The organism is Streptomyces sp. LZ34 (assembly GCF_053890475.1).
On the sequence record NZ_CM132680.1, the window covers coordinates 7,724,663 to 7,742,455 of the forward strand.

Genomic DNA, 17,793 nt, shown 5'->3' on the forward strand with positions numbered 1-17,793 from the left:
TACCTCGATGTCCGTGCACAGCCACCAGGCGGCCCGATACCCGGCCGCCAACGCCGAGTTTGCGCCCGCTCAAAGCGCCGTGCCCGCTCCCGCCCACGCTCCCACGCACCTACCCGAGTTTCCCCGGCATGTCGTCACCGCCGTGCTCGTCGCCCACGACGGCGCCCGCTGGCTGCCCGACGCGCTGGCCGGGCTGCTCGGCCAGGAGCGGCCCGTCCAGAGCGTCATCGCCGCCGACACCGGCAGCGCCGACAACTCGGCGCAGCTGCTGACCGACGCCCTCGGCCCCGACCGGGTGCTCCACCTCGCCCGCCGCAGCGGCTTCGGCACGGCCGTCGCCGAGGTGGTCCGCGGCGCCGAGGTGCTGGGCCCCGACGAGCTGCCGTACCTCAAGCGCCCCAGCGGCTGGGACCCCGTCAACCGCGCCTGGCGCGACGACGCGTACGACATGCCGGAGCTGCCCCACGGCGAGCCCGTCCAGTGGCTGTGGCTGCTGCATGACGACTGCGCCCCCGCCCCGGACGCCCTCGCCGAGCTGCTGCGGGTCGCCGACGACCACCCGCGCGCCGCGATCGTCGGGCCCAAGCTGCGCAGCTGGTACGACAGCAGGCAACTGCTCGAAGTCGGCGTCAGCATCGCCCGCAGCGGCCGCCGCTGGACCGGCCTGGAGCGGCGCGAGCAGGACCAGGGCCAGCACGACCAGGTGCGGCCGGTGCTGTCGGTCTCCAGCGCCGGCATGCTGGTGCGCCGCGACGTCTGGGAGGAGCTCGGCGGCTTCGACCCCCGGCTGCCCCTCATGCGCGACGACGTGGACCTGTGCTGGCGCGCCCAGGCCGCCGGCCACCAGGTGCTGATCGCGCCGGACGCCGCGCTGCGCCACGCCGAGGCCGCCGCCCGCGAGCGGCGCCCCATCGACTGCGTGGGCCGCTCCGTCGCCGGCCCGCACCGCGTCGACAAGGCCGGCGCGGCCTACACCCTGCTGGTCAACAGCCGCGGGGCGGCGCTTCCGTACGTCATGCTGCGGCTGGTGCTCGGCACGCTGCTGCGCACCCTCGCGTATCTGGTGGGCAAGGTGCCCGGACAGGCGCTGGACGAGGTCGCCGGGCTCTTCGGCACGCTGCTGCGCCCCGAGAAGATCCTCGCCGCGCGCAAGCGGCGCGGGCGGCCCGTGGCCGAGAAGGGCGAGCTGCGGCCGCTGTTCCCGCCGCCCGGCGCCACCGTGCGGGCCACCGCCGAGCAGATCGCGAGCAACTTCGGCGGACGGTCGGAGCCCGAGCTGTCCTCCGGCGGGCGGCACGGGGCCGTGGAGTCCGGGCCGGGCGGCGACGACGCCGACTTCCTGGAGGTCGAGCAGTTCGCCCGGCTGAAGCGGATCGCGCGCAAGCCCGGGCCGATGCTCTTCGTCGTGCTGCTGCTCGTCTCGCTCGTCGCCTGCCGCGACCTGCTCGGCGGCGGGGCGCTGTCGGGCGGCGCGCTGCTGCCCGCGCCCGACAGCGTCTCCGAGCTGTGGGCACGCTATCTGGACGGCTGGCACCCGGTGGGGACCGGCGGGACGCAGAGCGCCCCGCCGTATCTGGCCGTGCTCGCCTCGGTCGCCACGCTCTTCCTGGGCAGCACCGGCTTCACGCTCACGCTGCTGCTGGTCTGCTCGGTGCCGCTGGCCGGCTTCACCGCGTACTTCGCCTCCCGGCCGCTCGTCGAGTCCCGGCTGCTGCGCGCCTGGGGAAGCGTCGCGTACGCCTTCCTGCCGGCCGCGACCGGGGCGCTGGCGAGCGGGCGGCTCGGCACCGCCGTACTCGCCGTCCTGCTGCCGCTGATGGCCCGCGCCGCGGTCGCGGCGAGCGGGCTCGGGCTCGGCGAGCGGGCGCGCCGCGGCGAACGGCCGAGCTGGCGCGCCACCTGGGCGTACGCCCTGCTGCTGACCTTCACCATGGCGTTCACGCCGATCGTCTGGCCGATCGCGCTGATCCTGGGCCTCGGGGTGCTGGCGGTGCGGTTCGCGGAGAGCCGCACCGAGCAGCTGACGGCGTACGGGCTGCGCTTCCTCGCCGTCGTCCTCACCCCGCTCGCCGTGCTCGCGCCCTGGTCGGCCGATCTGCTGACCGACCCGGGCCGGTTCCTGGACGAGGCGGGTCTCGGCTACACCACCGGCTCCGCGTCCGCCCTGAACCTGCTCGCGCTGAGCCCCGGCGGCCCCAAGGCCGGCGGAACGCTTCTGCTGCTCGGCTTCGTGCTGGCGGCCCTCGGCGCCCTGATGCGCGGCGAGCGGCAGTCGGCGGTCCGTACGGCATGGGCCGTGGCCCTCACCGGCTTCCTCTTCGCGGCGCTCGCGAACGGCTCCGGCTGGGCCGGGCCCGCGACCCTCGTCTACGGGCTGGCGCTGCTGAGCGCCGGCGTGGTGGGCGCGGAGGGCGCGCGGGAGCGCGTCGCGGCGCAGAGCTTCGGCTGGCGCCAGCCGCTCGCGCTGCTGATCGCCGCGGCCGCGGCCGCCGCCCCCCTGTGGGCCGCCGCGGGCTGGATGCTGAGCGGCGCGGACGGCCCGGTCGGGCGGCGCGACTCCGACCAGGTCCCGGCCTTCGTCGCGGCCGAGAGCGGCACCCGCGACCAGGCGCGCACCCTCGTCCTCGACGGCGACGCCGCCCGCGCCGACTACGTCCTGGTGCGCGGCTCCGGCGCCCGGCTCGGCGATGCCGAGCTCGCCGGCGCGGCCGGCGGCGACAGTCGGCTCGACCGGGTCGTGGCCAACCTGATCGCGGGCTCCGGCGCCGACCAGACCAGCCAGCTCGGCGGCTACGCCATTCGGTATGTGGTGGTGCGCGACAGCGCGCCGCGCCAGATGAGCCGGGTGCTGGACGCCACACCGGGGCTCACCCGGCTCAGCCAGGAGGACGGCAGCGCCCTGTGGCGGGTCGACCAGCGGATCTCGCGGGTCGCCATCGTCCCCGGCGCCCAGGCGGGCGAGGCGGGCGGGCAGGGCTCGACGGCCGGGGCCCGGACGGCCCCGGTGAATGTCCCCTCCGGCGCTGTCGAGGCGCACACCACCGTCCCGGCCGGCCCGGCGGGGCGGGTGCTGCGGATCGCCGACAAGGCGACGCCCGGCTGGCAGGCCACGCTCGACGGCAAGCCGCTGAAGGCGACGACCGTGGACGGCTGGGCGCAGGGCTTCGAACTGCCGGCGAACGGCGGACGGCTGGACCTGAGCTACGACACTCCCGTCACGCACACCGCCTGGGTGTGGGCCCAGGGGCTGCTCGCGCTGGTCCTGGTGGTGCTGGCGCTGCCGGGCCGCCGCCGTACGGTCGACGACGACCTGCCGGAGGCGGAGGCCGCGGCGGTCACGGCCGAGGACCTGGCGGGCGACGGGCGCCGGGCGCGGCGGCTGCGGGCCGCCGCGGAGGCGGAGGCGGAGGCGGCGGCGCAGGCCGCGCAGCAGCAGACGGCTGACGAGCAGACGCCCGACGCGCCGGTGGCGGCGCCGCCGGCGGATCAGGCGAGCCAGGCGGCCCAGGAGGCCGCCGCCGACCCGTACGCGGCGGTGCCGCAGCAGCAGTACGGCGAGTGGGAGGCCCAGCCGTACGCGGGCGCGGGCTACGGCCAGTACGCAGGCGGCCAGTACGCAGGCGACCAGCACCAGGGCGGCCAGTACCAGGGCGAGCAGTACCCCGGCGGTGACTACTCCGGCGCCGGCTACCAGGGCACCGGTTATCAGGGCGACCAGTACCAGGGCGGCGAGTACCAGGGCGCGGGCACCGGCTATCAGGGCGACCAGTACAGCCAGGACCAGTACAGCCAGGATCAGTACGGCCAGGACCAGTACGGGCAAGGGCAGTACGCCCAAGGCCAGGGCCAGTACCCGGCGGACCCGTACGCGAGCGGCCAGTACGCCGATCCGTACGCCTACGACCAGCAGCAGCCTTACCCCGACGGCGGCACGTACCCCCCGCAGGGCGACACGACCCCCTCGCAGGGCGACACGACGTACGGCGGCGCCGAGCCCGAGGACCGCCGCGACGGGAGCGAGCAGCAGCGATGAACCGCACCATCCTGTCCCTGATCGGCGCCGCCACGGCGCTCGCCGCCGTCACCGGCGTCGCCTCGCTGACCGCGGGGTCGTCCGACGGCACGGCACCGGCGGCCAAGGCGGCCACGAGGCTGCCCGTCGAGCGCTCCACGCTCCTGTGCCCGACGCCCACCTCCTCGGACGTGGGCAGCACCACCTACACCGCGTTCACCCCCAAGGGGGCGGGCGCGCAGGGCACGAAGAACACGAAGAAGGGGACCGCCGGGCTGCTGCCCGCCCAGGGCCCGCAGGACGACTCCCGGAAAGGCACTCGGAAAGACAAGGCGAGCAAGCCCGTCGTGCCCCTGAAGGAACCGGGGAAGCCGGTCACCGCCGAGACCGACCGCTCGGACGCCCCCGCGCTCATCGGCACCGCCGACGGCGCCCTCGCCCCCGGCTGGACCGTGCAGCAGACCACCACGGTGGCCGCGGGCAGCGGGCGCGGCGTGCTGGGCACCGCGTGCACCGCGCCCGACACGGACTTCTGGTTTCCCGGCGCGAGCACCGCGAAGGACCGGCAGGACTATGTGCACCTGACCAACCCGGACGACAGCGCGGCGGAGGTGGACCTCAAGCTCTACGGCGAGAACGGCCGGCTCAAGCCCTCGACCGACGAGGCGATCACGATCCCGGGGCGGTCCACCGTCCCGGTGCTGCTCTCCACCCTGACGGACGTGCAGGCGGCCGACGCGACCCTCAGGGTGTCGGCGCGCACCGGCCGGGTCGGGGCGACCGTACAGGCGGTGGACGAGTCGTTCGGCAGCGACTGGCTCCCGGCCTCGGCCGAGCCGTCGACCAGCCTGGTGCTGCCCGGCATCCCGGCGGACGCGACCTCGGTGCGCCTGGTCGTCTTCGCGCCCGGCTCGGACGACGCGGACCTGAAGGTGCGGCTGGCCGGGCGCAGCAGTTCGATCACCCCGGCCGGGCATGAGTCGCTGCACGTCAAGAGCGGGATGACGGCGTGGGTCGACTTCGGGGACGTCACCAGGGGCGAGCCGGGCTCCCTCGTGCTCACCCCGGAGGGCGGGGAGGGCCGGGCGGCCCCGGTCGTGGCCGCGCTGCGGGTGACCCGCGGCAAGGGGAGCAGCCAGGAGACGGCCTTCATCCCCGCCACCACGAGCATCGAGCGGAGCGCCACCGCCGCCGACAACCGCGCCAAGGGCTCGACGCTGTCCCTGGCGGCGCCGAGCGCGGCGGCGAAGGTGCGGGTCACCGCGTCGGCCGGGAGCGGCGGCGGCAGCCCCGTCACCAAGACCTACGACGTCAAGCGCGGCACCACCATGGCCGTGGAGCCGCCGCACCCGGCCTCGGGCAAGGGCGGATACGCCGTGACGGTCGAGCGGGTCTCGGGTGGACCGGTGTACGCGTCCCGGATGCTGGCGCTGCCCCAGGGCGGCGTTCCGATGTTCACGATCCAGGCGCTGCCCGACGACCGGGGCACGGTCGCGGTCCCGGCGGCGCGCCAGGACCTGTCCCTGCTCAATGACGGGAAGCAGTGAGCGCTCTGCGACGGGAGGCAGCGAGCGCCGCTCAGTCCTGCCCGTAGCGCGGGTCCACCAGCTCCGGGGCGAGCCCGAGCAGCTCGGCGACCTGCTCGACGACGACCTCGTGGACGAGCAGCGCGCGCTCGTCCCGGGTCTTGGCGCGGATCTCGACCGGGCGGCGGTAGATCACGATGCGGTCCGGGCTGTCGCCGCGTGCGGCGATGAACCGGCCGAGCGGCACGGATTCGCCGTCCCAGCCGTCCCAGCCGTCCCGGCCGCCGTGTCCGCTCAGGGTCGGCACATCGAGCACGGCGAAGTCGACGGCGGACAGCTGGGGCCAGCGTCTCTCCAGCCGTTCCGCGGACTCCTGGACGAGGTCCACGAAGGACTCCGCGCGGCTGACCGAGAGCGGCACCTGTGGCGGCGCGATCGGACCGCGCATCCCACGCCCGTGCCGATCGCGGCGGCGCGGGCGCGGCTCGGACTGGTGGGGTGGTACGGGCCTGGTCATCACTCATGAGGGTAGCCGTCACCGCCCCCTGGGCACGCGCTTACCGGACAGTGCGTCCGTTGCCCGCGCCCTCGTCGAGCCGAGGCCGCTCTCGTGCCGCCATGAACGCCGCCATGAACGCCGACATGAACGCCTCCATGAACGCCGCCACTCCTGTCGCCGTTCATGTCGCCGAATGAACATTCCGGCCATGCTTCCGCCCAAAAACAGTCGCCTCTTGAGACGGCTTTCTGACGCAAGATGATCTATATCGGATCGAGCCGTGACCGGATTCGTTCCCGCCGGTCATCGCCCCCCGTCGGAGTCCGCGCTGGTCAGCGCCGATGTTCACGTATGGGACGCACGGGGCGAATCGTGACGACACGGCGGAGTGAGCTGGTGGAGAGTCGTCGCGGCCCGCTCAAGAGTGCGGTACCGTCCAACGTCGTGAGCCCTGTACGTCGCTGTTCGCGCACCGCGTGCGGCCGCCCCGCCGTCGCGACGCTGACGTACGTCTACGCGGACTCGACCGCAGTCCTCGGGCCGCTCGCCACCTATGCCGAGCCGCACTGCTACGACCTGTGCTCCGAGCACTCCGAGCGGCTGACCGCTCCGCGCGGCTGGGAAGTCGTCAGGCTCGCCGTCGACACCGGCCCGCCCCGCCCCAGCGGTGACGACCTGGAGGCGCTCGCCAACGCCGTGCGCGAGGCGGCCCGCCCCCATGAGCGCCCGCCCGGCGGGCCGTCGGGCCCGGGGTCGAGCGGCCGGGAGGGCGACCCGAGAGAGGTCTCCCGCCGTGGCCACCTGAGGGTCCTGCGCTCGCCCGACTCCTGAGCCCCTGTCCGGCGGCTCTCCCACGCGCTTCCGGCCGCATGCCACCCTGAGCGCGCCGCGCGACGGGCTTCACAGTTGTCCCCCAGGCCATGCGGGTAGGTTTTGAAGTCCAGAAGCCTCCGAGAGGCTCTGAGCGCCCAAAACGCAGAGACCTCCAGAAGTAGAGACCTCGAGAAGGGACTGCTGTGACCGACTTGTCGCAGATCGTGAAGGCGTACGACGTGCGCGGTGTGGTCCCGGACCAGTTGAACGAGCCGCTCGCCGAGCTGTTCGGCGCCGCCTTCGCCCGGGTGACCGGCGCGCGTGCGATCGTCGTCGGCCATGACATGCGCCCCTCCTCGCCGGGCCTGTCGCGGGCCTTCGCGACCGGGGCCGCCGCCCTCGGCGCGGATGTGACCGAGATCGGCCTGTGTTCGACCGACCAGCTCTACTTCGCCAGCGGTCACCTCGGCCTGCCCGGCGCGATGTTCACGGCCAGCCACAACCCCGCCCAGTACAACGGCATCAAGATGTGCCGCGCGGGCGCCGCCCCCATCGGCCAGGACACCGGGCTCACGGAGATCCGCGCCCTGGTCGAGGAGTGGTCCGCGGGCGGCGCGCCCGACCCGGTCGCCGACCGCGGCACGATCACCCAGCGGGACGTACTCGACGACTACAGCGCCCACCTGCGCTCGCTCGTCGACCTCACCGGCATCCGCCCCCTCAAGGCCGTCGTCGACGCGGGCAACGGCATGGGCGGCCACACCGTCCCCACCGTCTTCGACGGGCTCCCCGTCGAGCTGGACCCGATGTACTTCGAGCTGGACGGCACCTTCCCCAACCACGAGGCCAACCCGCTCGACCCCAAGAACATCGTCGACCTCCAGGCGCGCGTCCGCGAGACCGGCGCCGACATCGGCCTCGCCTTCGACGGCGACGCCGACCGCTGCTTCGTCGTCGACGAGCGCGGCGAGCCGGTCTCCCCGTCCGCGATCACCGCCCTGGTGGCCGCCCGCGAGCTGGCCAAGCACCCGGGCGGGACGGTCATCCACAACTGCATCACCTCGTGGTCGGTACCCGAGGTCGTCAAGGAGCACGGCGGCACCCCGGTCCGCACCCGCGTCGGGCACTCCTTCATCAAGGCCGAGATGGCCCGCACCGGCGCGATCTTCGGCGGCGAGCACTCCGCGCACTACTACTTCCGCGACTTCTGGAACGCCGACACCGGCATGCTGGCCGCCCTCCACGTCCTGGCCGCCCTCGGCGAGCAGGACCGCCCGCTGTCGCAGCTGGTCGCCGCGTACGACCGGTACGCCGCCTCCGGCGAGATCAACAGCGTCGTGGACGACCAGGCCGGGCGCATGGCCGCGGTCAAGACCGCGCACGAGGGGCGCGACGACGTCGAGCTCGACGAGCTGGACGGGCTGACCGTGACGGCCGCCGACTGGTGGTTCAACCTCCGCCCCTCCAACACCGAGCCGCTGCTGCGCCTCAACGTGGAGGCGCGCGACTCGGCAACCGTGGCCCGCGTCCGCGACGAGGTCCTGGCCATCGTCCGCGCCTGAGCGCCCTTTTCCCCGGGCTCGGTTCGCCGGCGGGCCGGGCCCGATTCAATCTAAAAGAAGCTGGTTCAGCCTAAAGAGGGGGAGGGGGCGCGCTGCCGCGCCGCTCCCTCCCCGGCGGTACGCTGACTGCGCTGGACTCAAACCGAAGGGACGACACCCCATGCCGCTCGAAGCCGGTCTGCTGGACATCCTCGCCTGCCCGGCGTGCCACGCGGCGCTGCGCGAGGAACAGGGGCCGGAGACACCCGAGCTGGTGTGCACGGGCAAGGGGTGCGGCCTCGCCTACCCGGTCCGGGACGACATCCCGGTGCTGCTCGTCGACGAGGCGCGCCGCCCGGCCTGACGGGCATCCCGCGCAGTTCCCGCACCGCACCGCCCCGCCCACGGTGATCGGAGGCCGAAGCACCATGCTCGACGAATCCCTCCTCGACGCCCCCGAAGCCCTCGCCCGCGCAGACACCCGCGGGCTGCTGCGCGGGGCGGCGGGATCCGGCGCCCGGGTGCGCACCGCGGCCCGGTACGCCGCCGAGTCAGGGGTCGCCAACCTCAAGCCGGACGGCCGGCCGCGCGCCGTCCTGGTCGCGGGCCCGGGCGCGGCGGGGAGCTGCACCGCCGACCTCCTCGGCGCCCTCAGCGGGAACAACTGCCCGGTCAGCCTGATCGCGCCGATGGGCGTGGCGCCCGCCCCGGGCGCGCTGCGCTGGACGCTGCCCGGCTGGGCGGGCCCGCTCGACCTGCTGCTGCTCGTCACGCCGGACGGTGCGGAGCCGGGGCTGCCGCCGCTGGTCGAGCAGGCGTACCGGCGGGGCTGCTCGATCGTCGCGGTCGCGCCCGCGCACTCCCCGCTGTCCGCCGCCGTCGAACAGGCGCGCGGGCTGACGGTCCCGCTGGCCACCGGCCCGGACAACAACTCGGCGCCGTACGACACGGCGCCGCCCGCCCCCGCCGGGTCCCCGCAGACCGAAGGGCAGCACACGGAACCGACGGGCACGGCGCCGGACGAGGTGACGGGGCCCGCCCTGCCGGGCACCCTGTGGGCGCTGCTCACCCCGCTGCTGGTCCTCGTCGACCGCATCGGCCTGGTGGCCGCCCCGCCCAGCGTGCTCCAGCAGGTGGCTGACCGGCTGGACCAGGTCGCCGAGCGCTGCGGCCCGGCCATCGCCACCTACACCAACCCCGCCAAGGCCCTCGCCGCCGAGCTCGCCGGCTCGCTGCCGCTGCTGTGGACCGAGGGGCCGGTCGCGGCTGCCGCCGGGCGGCGCTTCGCGAGCCTGCTCGCGCTGCTCGCCGGGCGCCCCGCGCTCGTCGCCGAGCTGCCCGGGGCGCTCGCCGCCCACAGCACGCTGCTGGCCGGGTCGCTCGCCGGCGGCGCCGACCCCGACGACTTCTTCCGCGACCGGGTGGAGGAGGCCGAGGCGCTGCGGGCCAGGGTTGTGCTCTTGTACGACGAAAAGGTGGGCGCGCTCTCGGCCGTGCCGACCGCCCGGGAGCTCGCGCTCGCCCACGACACGGCGCTCAGCGAGCTCGAACCGGGCGGGGGCGGCGTGCTGGAGAACGCGGCGGAGCTTCTCGCCATCACGGATTTCACCGCCGTTTACCTGGCGCTCGCCTCAGCGGAGAGACCATGACGGAGTAATCCCGTCCTTCCGTACGTACAGTCAGGAACCGCACCGCATGGACCGCCTCGTCAACACCATCCGCCCCTACGCCTGGGGCTCCGCCACCGCCATCCCCGAGCTGCTGGGCACGGAGCCGACGGGCGAGCCGCAGGCCGAGCTGTGGATGGGGGCGCATCCCGGGGCGCCGTCCCGCGTGGACCGCGGCGAGGGCCCGGTGGCCCTCTCCGACGTGATCGCCGCCGACCCGGAGAGCGAGCTCGGCCCGGACGCCGTACGCCACTTCGGGCCGCGGCTGCCGTTCCTGCTCAAGGTGCTCGCCGCCGCCTCGCCGCTCTCGCTCCAGGTGCACCCCGACCTGGCCCAGGCCGAGGCGGGCTTCGCGGACGAGGAGGCGCGCGGCGTCCCCATCGACGCCGCCCACCGCAACTACAAGGACGGCAACCACAAGCCCGAACTCATATGCGCGCTCACCCCCTTCGCCGGGCTGTGCGGCTTCCGCGACGCTGACGAGGCCGCCGGGCTGCTGGCCGCCCTTGAGGTGAACTCGCTCAAGCCGTACGTGGACATCCTGCACGCCCACCCGGAGTCGCACGCGCTGCGCGAGGTGCTCACCGCCGTACTGTCCGCCGACCGCGAGGCGATGGCGGACACCGTCCACCTGGCCGCTGCCGCCGCCGAACGGCTCGGCGCGCAGGGCGGAACGCACGCCCCCGCGTACCGCGCGTACGCCTCCATCGCCCGGCACTACCCGGGCGACCCCGGCGTGATCGCCGCGATGCTGCTCAACTACGTACAGCTTCAGCCGGGCGAGGCGCTCTACCTCGGCGCGGGTGTGCCGCACGCCTATCTCGACGGCCTCGGCGTCGAGATCATGGCCAACTCCGACAACGTGCTGCGATGCGGCCTGACCCCCAAGCACATCGACGTCCCCGAACTGCTGCGCATCGTCCGCTTCGAGAGCGAGGCGCCCGGTGTGCTCCGTCCTGAGGCGGATTCCTCGGGCGAGGAGGTGTACACCACCCCGATCGACGAGTTCCGGCTCTCGCGCTACGTCCTGGCCGAGGGGACCGGCCCGCGCCCACTGCCCTCCCGTACCCCCCAGATCCTGCTGTGCGCCTCGGGCACGGCGGTGCTGCACGGGAACGGCGCAGACGGTGGCGACGGCGGAGACGGCGGCGAGGCGGCCGAACTGCGGCTGGCGCAGGGGGAGTCGGCCTTCGTGTCGGCGGGTGAGGCCGTGGCGCTGTCCGGGCCCGGCACTGTGTTCCGGGCCACAGTCGCCGCCTGACGCACCGCCGTTTGGCGGGGCTGCAACAATGGCCCGCCGTGACGCAGTAAAGCAACGGCAAAGCTGCCGTGCGACGGAAGGGACATTCGGCACAAAATGAGTGCATCGGGCGGAACCAAGGCGATTGTTGCCGCGCTGGGCGCCAACCTGGCCATCGCCGTAGCCAAGTTCGTGGCGTTCGCGTTCAGCGGCTCGTCGTCGATGCTCGCCGAGGGCGTGCACTCGCTCGCCGACTCGGGCAACCAGGGCCTGCTGCTGCTCGGCGGCAAGAAGGCCAAGCGCGAGGCGACCCCGGAGCACCCCTTCGGCTATGGCCGGGAGCGCTACATCTACGGCTTCCTGGTCTCCATCATCCTTTTCTCCATCGGCGGCGTCTTCGCCCTCTACGAGGGCTACGAGAAGATCAAGAACCCGCACGACCTGGAGCACTGGTACTGGCCGGTCGGTGTGCTCGTCTTCGCGATCATCGCGGAGGGCTTCTCCTTCCGTACCGCGATCAAGGAATCGAACGAGATCCGCGGCAAGCTGTCCTGGTCGCAGTTCGTACGCCGGGCCAAGGCCCCCGAGCTGCCGGTCGTCCTGCTGGAGGACCTCGGCGCCCTGGTCGGCCTGGTCCTCGCGCTCGGTGGCGTCGGCCTCGCGGTGATCACCGGCGACGGCGTGTGGGACGGTATCGGTACGGTCTGCATCGGCGTGCTCCTGGTCGTGATCGCCCTCGTGCTTGCGGCCGAGACGAAGTCCCTGCTGCTCGGCGAGGCCGCGGACGTGGACCAGGTCGCCAAGATCCGCGAGGCCGTCGTGGACGGTGAGACGGTCACCGGCCTGATCCACATGCGCACGCTCCACCTGGGCCCGGAGGAGCTGCTGGTCGCCGCCAAGGTCGCGGTCCAGCACGACGACACGGCGGCAGAGGTCGCCCGCGCGATCGACGCGGCGGAGGCCCGCATCCGCGAGGCGGTCCCCATCGCCCGCGTGATCTACCTGGAGCCGGACATCCTGCGCACCACCTCCGCGTAAGCGCCTCGCGGCGCCCGCTCCCCACAGACGACGTCGGCCTTCGCCCCCGCACCGCGGGCGCGAAGGCCGACGTCGTCTCCGGCCGGGGCGAGCGGATCCGCGAGCTACTCGATCTCGCCGAGCACCCGCAGAATCGCCGCCTCGTCCGCCGCCCCCAGCAACCGCTCCCGGAACTCCGCACTCATCAGCTTCCGCGAGAGCAGCGCCAAGATCCGCAAGTGCTCATCTCCGGCCGCCGCCTCCGGCACCGCGATCATGAACACCAGCTTGGCTTTCGTGCCGTCCAGCGCGCCCCACTCGATGCCCTCCGGCGACCGCGCGAAGCCGATGACGGGCTCGGTCACCGCGTCCGTCTTGGCGTGCGGGATCGCGATCTCCTCGCCGAGGCCGGTCGTGCCCTGCTCCTCGCGGGCCAGCGCCGCCCGGACCAGCTCCGCCACATCGGCGACCTTGCCGGAGGTGGCGAGCAGCTCGGCCATCTCGCGTATGGCGGCCTCCTTGCCGTCCGCCGCCAGCCGCTCCCGTACGGTCTGCCCGGTCAGATATCCGGACAGCACCTGATCCGCCCGTTCCGCCGGATCCACCTCGGACGCTGCGGCAGGAGCGGCAGAAGCGGCAGGAGCGGCAGGAGCGGCAGGAGCGGCCGCAGGCGCCCCCGCGGCCGACCCCTCCGCCGCGACCCCCACCAGCGCCGGCTCAGGCGCAGGCGTGGGCGCCGGCGCGGGAACGCCGGCGCCGCCGGCCGCGCCCGGCCGCGAAGTCTCGTCGTCGCCCTGGGCGGCACCCCTGCCGAGCGACATCAGCGCGATGGTCGTGACCGCCGTGGCCGCCGTACCGATCACGACGGCGACGAAGAACATCGGCACCCCGCCGACCGCCCCGAGCAGGGCCACGATCGGACCGCCGTGCGGCACGTTGTCCTCGACCGACGCCAGCCCCGCCACCGCACCGGCGACCGCGCCGCCGAGCATGTTCGCCGGGATGACCCGCGCCGGGCGCGCCGCGGCGAACGGGATGGCGCCCTCGGTGATTCCGAAGAAGCCCATGAACAGCGCGGCCAGGCCGGTCTCCCGCTCCTGGTCGTCGAACATCCGGCGGCGGATGAGCGTGGCCAGCCCCTGACCCAGCGGCGGGACCGGAATGGCCGCCGCGCACATCCCCATGACCTCGGGGTTTTTGGAGACCAGGCCGGCGCCGAAGAGGAAGGCGGTCTTGTTGACCGGACCGCCCATGTCGAACGCGATCATCAGGCCGAGGATCGTGCCGAGCAGCGCCGCGCTGGTGCCGGTCAGCCCGCCGAGCCAGTCGGTGAGGTTTTCGAAAACCCACGAGATCGGCTCGCCGAGCACATAGATGAAGAACAGGCCGAGCGCCGAGGTCGCCACGATCGGGATCACGATGATCGGCATGATCGGCTGGACGAACTTGGGCACCTTGACCATCTTGATCCAGCGCACCAGATACCCGGCCAGGAAGCCGGTGACGATCGCGCCGATGAACCCGGCGCCCGCCTCGCTGTCGTACAGCTCGCCGTGCGCCGCGATCCAGCCGCCGACCATGCCGGGCACCAGCGCCGGCCGGTCGGCGATCGCATAGGCGATATAGCCGGAGAGCACCGGGATCATCAGCTGGAAGCCGATCACGCCGATGTCGTTGACGGACTTCCAGAAGGAGTCGTCGGGGATGACGATCCCCTTGGGCGTCGTGTCGCCGCCCAGCGCGAGCGAGACCGCGATCAGCAGCCCGCCGACCACGACGAACGGGATCATGTACGAGACCCCGTTCATCAGGGCCTTGTACGTGATGCCGCGCCCCTTGCCGCCGGCGGAGCCCCCCGCGCCACCGCTGCCCGCCGAGCCCGCACCCGCGGCGGAGCCGTCCCCGCCGTACACCGGCGCGCCGCGGACCTGCTCGATCAGCCGCTCGGGGTGGTGAATGCCCTCCGCGACGCCGACGACAAGCACCCTCTTGCCGACGAACCGGCTGCGGTCGACGTCCTTGTCCGCGGCGATGATGATGCCGTCCGCATCTCTGACATCGTTGTCAGAGAGTACGTTCTCGGCCCCGATCGAGCCTTGTGTCTCCACCTTCATGGCGTGCCCGAGCGACTCCGCGGCCTGGGCCAGCTTTTCCGCGGCCATATAGGTATGCGCGATGCCGGTCGGGCAGGCGGTCACGGCGAGCAGCTTGAGCCCTGGTCCGCTGGCCCCCGCGCCGTTGGGGGGATCGGCTGGACTGGTCACGTGGTTCTCCTTTGAAGCGCGTTGAGCGAGCGCGGGAAGGTGCAAGGGTCCCCGCGCCGAACGCATCCTGCAAGAGGTGCGGACCGGATCAGAACCCGGGTCGGCAATCCGCCGGAACCCCGGCCTCCGTGATCGTGCCCGAGAACCGGCCGAAGAAAGCGTCCACGGATTGAAGAAAGCGGCCATGGACTGGGGCTCGCTGCGCCGATCGGTGTAGATTCGTGACCGAGCCAGACGTCGCTGCTGATGGCGGTCGGGCGGTCCGCTCCGCGGACCGGCCGAGGGAGAGAGGGCCTCCGACGGACTGCGCACTGCGAGCAGGGGACCCGTGTGTCCGGCCCGTGCCCATGTGTCCATGGTGCCGGGGGATCGCTGTCGCATGCCCAGCCGAAACCACTCTCGCTCGACACCGATCGATGAGGAGCAGCACATGACGAATGCCGTCTCCGGTCAGGACTTCAAGGTCGCTGACCTGTCCCTGGCCGCCTTCGGCCGCAAGGAGATCACCCTCGCCGAGCACGAGATGCCCGGTCTGATGGCGATCCGCCGGGAGTACGCCGCCGACCAGCCGCTCGCGGGCGCCCGGATCACCGGCTCGCTGCACATGACGGTGCAGACCGCGGTCCTGATCGAGACCCTGGCCGCGCTCGGCGCGCAGGTCCGCTGGGCCTCCTGCAACATCTTCTCCACCCAGGACCACGCGGCGGCCGCGATCGCCGTCGGTCCGAACGGCACCTCCGAGGACCCGCAGGGCATCCCGGTCTTCGCCTGGAAGGGCGAGACCCTGGAGGAGTACTGGTGGTGCACGGAGCAGGCGCTGACCTGGCCGGGCACCGCCACCGGCGGCCCGAACATGATCCTGGACGACGGCGGTGACGCCACTCTCCTGGTCCACAAGGGCGTCGAGTACGAGAAGGCCGGCGCCGCCCCGGACGTCTCCACCGCGGAGAACGAGGAGCACCGCGTCATCCTGGAGCTGCTGAACCGCACCCTCGCGGAGAGCCCGCAGAAGTGGACGCAGCTCGCCTCGGAGATCCGCGGCGTGACCGAGGAGACCACCACGGGCGTCCACCGCCTGTACGAGATGCACCGGGACGGAACGCTGCTCTTCCCGGCGATCAACGTGAACGACGCCGTCACCAAGTCGAAGTTCGACAACAAGTACGGCTGCCGCCACTCCCTGGTCGACGGCATCAACCGTGCCACCGACGTGCTGATCGGCGGCAAGGTCGCGGTCATCTGCGGCTACGGCGACGTGGGCAAGGGCTGCGCCGAGTCGCTGCGCGGCCAGGGCGCCCGGGTCATCATCACCGAGATCGACCCCATCTGCGCACTGCAGGCGGCGATGGACGGCTACCAGGTCGCCACCCTGGACGACGTGGTGGAGACCGCGGACATCTTCATCACCACGACCGGCAACAAGGACATCATCATGGCCTCCGACATGGCCAAGATGAAGCACCAGGCGATCGTCGGGAACATCGGCCACTTCGACAACGAGATCGACATGGCCGGTCTCGCCGCGATCCCCGGCGTCGTCAAGGACGAGGTCAAGCCGCAGGTCCACACCTGGACGTTCGCCGACGGCAAGACGATCATCGTGCTGTCCGAGGGCCGTCTGCTGAACCTGGGCAACGCGACCGGTCACCCGTCGTTCGTGATGTCCAACTCCTTCGCGAACCAGACCATCGCCCAGATCGAGCTCTTCACCAAGCCGGAGTCCTACCCGACCGACGTCTATGTGCTGCCCAAGCACCTGGACGAGAAGGTCGCCCGGCTCCACCTGGACGCCCTCGGCGCCAAGCTGACCACGCTCCGCCCGGAGCAGGCCGCCTACATCGGCGTCCCGGTCGAGGGCCCGTACAAGCCCGACCACTACCGCTACTGATCACCTACTGATCGCCTGCCGATCAGCTACTGATCACACCAGCAGCCGGTAGCCGGCCCCCGCCTCGGCGGGGGCCCAGGGCCCGCCCGGGCCGGTTCGGCCGGGGCGGGCTCTTCGCACGTCAGTCAAGGACCAAGACCATGCCCCGCGGCCGTTACTCCCTCCACGACCCGCACGATCACACCCCGCTCGGCGAGGAGCACTTCCACTGCGCGACCGGACCCTCCGGCTGGCGCTATGTCTCACAGCTCACCACCCCCTCCGGCGATCACGGCGGCTCCGTGGACCTCACCCTCGACGAGCTCGGCCGCCCCCTCCGCCTGGAGCTGAACGCCGCGAGCTGGCGTGTCCGCGGCGCGGCGCTGGACGGCGTCACCTGGGTCCGTACCGACCCGGCCGGAGAGCAAGCGGCGGAGGGCAATGTCGCCGCCCATGCCTTCACCGGCACCTCGCCGGCCTTCCTGATCGCCACGGCCCGCCTGCTGCACCTCGCCCCGGGCGCCCCCGCCACCCGCGTCCGCCTCGTCGCCTTCACCGCCCCCGTCCTCGCGCCCCGTACCCTCGACCAGTCCTGGGCCCTGCTGGACAGGGCGGCACACCCGACCGACACCGGCCTGCTGACCGTGGACGAGTACCAGGTCACCGCCCTCGACACGGGTGAGCGGCACTCGGTCCACATCGCGGGTGACGTGGTGCTGGCGGCGCCGGGAATCGAGCTCGAAGATCTCGAGAACCCACCGTCGTCCTTCTCTGAACCCCTCCCTGAACCGGACGCTTGACCCCCGGCTCCTGCGGAGTTACAAAGACAGTCGCTGGTTGCTTCATATGGATGGTCGAGACGTCTGGATGGTCGAGACGTCGCGCAGACGTCGAGACACCGGGTCGACGCACCGCCCACTACGCGTGGCGCGTTGTGCATGGACCCCCTCTGACCTGCTACTGTGCTCATCTCGCCCAGGCCCCTTGACGGGGGCTGTCGGGGGAGGTAGGTTTTAACGGTTGCGGCGTGCAGGGTTTGCGCGTAGGCAACCGTTAGCACCAAGATCGCCTGGGCTCTGAATTCCGATTCGAGCGAGGCACTTTCGATCCCGTAGGAATCGCGAAGCCGATTAGGTCGGCCGATGCGAGTCTGCTAAAGTCGAAACAGCCGAAAGGCAAAGGCCACTCCAATCGGCCACCAGAAATGGAAATCCGGACCGGGAACGGAACGGAAAACGGATCTGGTAAGGTTGGAAACACCGAAGGGAAGCGCCCGGAGAAACCGGTGAAACGGTTTCGAAGGAAGCGTCCGTTCCTTGAGAACTCAACAGCGTGCCAAAAGTCAAC

12 protein-coding genes are annotated in these 17,793 nt (G+C 72.6%); 10 read left to right on the top strand and 2 right to left on the bottom strand.

What is annotated here, in order from left to right:
- The first annotated feature begins 7 nt into the window (after positions 1-7).
- Both ACWY4P_RS32340 and ACWY4P_RS32345 read left to right on the top strand, forming a co-directional pair.
- On the top strand, positions 8-4,033 hold the full coding sequence (locus tag ACWY4P_RS32340; RefSeq protein ID WP_456204048.1) for a glycosyltransferase: 4,026 nt from the start codon (positions 8-10) through the stop codon (positions 4,031-4,033).
- Positions 4,030-5,559 (top strand): DUF5719 family protein, encoded by a 1,530-nt coding sequence (locus ACWY4P_RS32345; RefSeq protein WP_456204049.1) that lies wholly within the window; start codon positions 4,030-4,032, stop codon positions 5,557-5,559. Before ACWY4P_RS32340 ends, ACWY4P_RS32345 begins: the two co-directional genes overlap by 4 nt.
- 31 nt (positions 5,560-5,590) lie before the next feature.
- On the opposite strand, the gene ACWY4P_RS32350 is transcribed toward ACWY4P_RS32345, so the two are convergent.
- On the bottom strand, positions 5,591-5,986 hold the full coding sequence (locus tag ACWY4P_RS32350) for a metallopeptidase family protein (protein WP_456213138.1): 396 nt from the start codon (positions 5,984-5,986) through the stop codon (positions 5,591-5,593).
- Between the two features lie 447 nt (positions 5,987-6,433).
- Between ACWY4P_RS32350 and ACWY4P_RS32355 the strand changes: the two genes are divergently transcribed.
- The 6 genes from ACWY4P_RS32355 (at position 6,434) to ACWY4P_RS32380 (ending at position 12,336) form a co-directional block, all read left to right on the top strand.
- Positions 6,434-6,868 (top strand): DUF3499 domain-containing protein, encoded by a 435-nt coding sequence (locus ACWY4P_RS32355; protein ID WP_456204050.1) that lies wholly within the window; start codon positions 6,434-6,436, stop codon positions 6,866-6,868.
- 185 nt (positions 6,869-7,053) lie between these two features.
- A complete protein-coding gene (locus ACWY4P_RS32360; protein WP_456204052.1) occupies positions 7,054-8,412 on the top strand; it encodes a phosphomannomutase/phosphoglucomutase in 1,359 nt (452 codons plus the stop codon).
- 160 nt (positions 8,413-8,572) lie between these two features.
- Positions 8,573-8,755, top strand: a complete 183-nt coding sequence (locus ACWY4P_RS32365) for a Trm112 family protein (protein ID WP_456204053.1) — start codon at positions 8,573-8,575, stop codon at positions 8,753-8,755.
- Positions 8,756-8,819: 64 nt separating this feature from the next.
- Positions 8,820-10,040, top strand: a complete 1,221-nt coding sequence (locus ACWY4P_RS32370) for an SIS domain-containing protein (protein ID WP_456204054.1) — start codon at positions 8,820-8,822, stop codon at positions 10,038-10,040.
- A gap of 46 nt (positions 10,041-10,086) precedes the next feature.
- A complete protein-coding gene (gene manA / locus ACWY4P_RS32375; protein ID WP_456204055.1) occupies positions 10,087-11,319 on the top strand; it encodes a mannose-6-phosphate isomerase, class I in 1,233 nt (410 codons plus the stop codon).
- Positions 11,320-11,415: 96 nt separating this feature from the next.
- Positions 11,416-12,336: a cation diffusion facilitator family transporter gene (locus ACWY4P_RS32380; RefSeq protein ID WP_456204056.1), complete on the top strand. Its 921-nt coding sequence runs from the start codon at positions 11,416-11,418 to the stop codon at positions 12,334-12,336.
- 104 nt (positions 12,337-12,440) lie between these two features.
- Here ACWY4P_RS32380 and ACWY4P_RS32385 read toward each other — a convergent pair whose 3' ends face one another.
- Complete coding sequence (locus tag ACWY4P_RS32385; RefSeq protein WP_456204057.1) at positions 12,441-14,579, bottom strand: fructose-specific PTS transporter subunit EIIC; 2,139 nt, start codon at positions 14,577-14,579, stop codon at positions 12,441-12,443.
- 430 nt (positions 14,580-15,009) lie between these two features.
- Here ACWY4P_RS32385 and ahcY point away from each other — a divergent pair, with 430 nt between their 5' ends.
- The gene (gene ahcY, locus ACWY4P_RS32390) at positions 15,010-16,467 is read left to right on the top strand and encodes an adenosylhomocysteinase (protein ID WP_456204059.1); all 1,458 of its coding nucleotides are present in this window, start codon (positions 15,010-15,012) and stop codon (positions 16,465-16,467) included.
- Between the two features lie 140 nt (positions 16,468-16,607).
- The gene (locus tag ACWY4P_RS32395) at positions 16,608-17,246 is read left to right on the top strand and encodes a hypothetical protein (protein ID WP_456204061.1); all 639 of its coding nucleotides are present in this window, start codon (positions 16,608-16,610) and stop codon (positions 17,244-17,246) included.
- Positions 17,247-17,793: the final 547 nt, after the last annotated feature.

Bases quoted from the DNA above. Each gene is read 5' to 3' on its own strand.
- ACWY4P_RS32340 (WP_456204048.1), top strand. From the start codon at position 8: ATGTCCGTGCACAGCCACCAGGCGGCCCGATACCCGGCCGCCAACGCC.
- ACWY4P_RS32345 (WP_456204049.1), top strand. From the start codon at position 4,030: ATGAACCGCACCATCCTGTCCCTGATCGGCGCCGCCACGGCGCTCGCC.
- ACWY4P_RS32350 (WP_456213138.1), bottom strand. From the start codon at position 5,986: ATGCGCGGTCCGATCGCGCCGCCACAGGTGCCGCTCTCGGTCAGCCGC.
- ACWY4P_RS32365 (WP_456204053.1), top strand. From the start codon at position 8,573: ATGCCGCTCGAAGCCGGTCTGCTGGACATCCTCGCCTGCCCGGCGTGC.
- ACWY4P_RS32370 (WP_456204054.1), top strand. From the start codon at position 8,820: ATGCTCGACGAATCCCTCCTCGACGCCCCCGAAGCCCTCGCCCGCGCA.
- manA (WP_456204055.1), top strand. From the start codon at position 10,087: ATGGACCGCCTCGTCAACACCATCCGCCCCTACGCCTGGGGCTCCGCC.
- ACWY4P_RS32380 (WP_456204056.1), top strand. From the start codon at position 11,416: ATGAGTGCATCGGGCGGAACCAAGGCGATTGTTGCCGCGCTGGGCGCC.
- ahcY (WP_456204059.1), top strand. From the start codon at position 15,010: ATGACGAATGCCGTCTCCGGTCAGGACTTCAAGGTCGCTGACCTGTCC.
- ACWY4P_RS32395 (WP_456204061.1), top strand. From the start codon at position 16,608: ATGCCCCGCGGCCGTTACTCCCTCCACGACCCGCACGATCACACCCCG.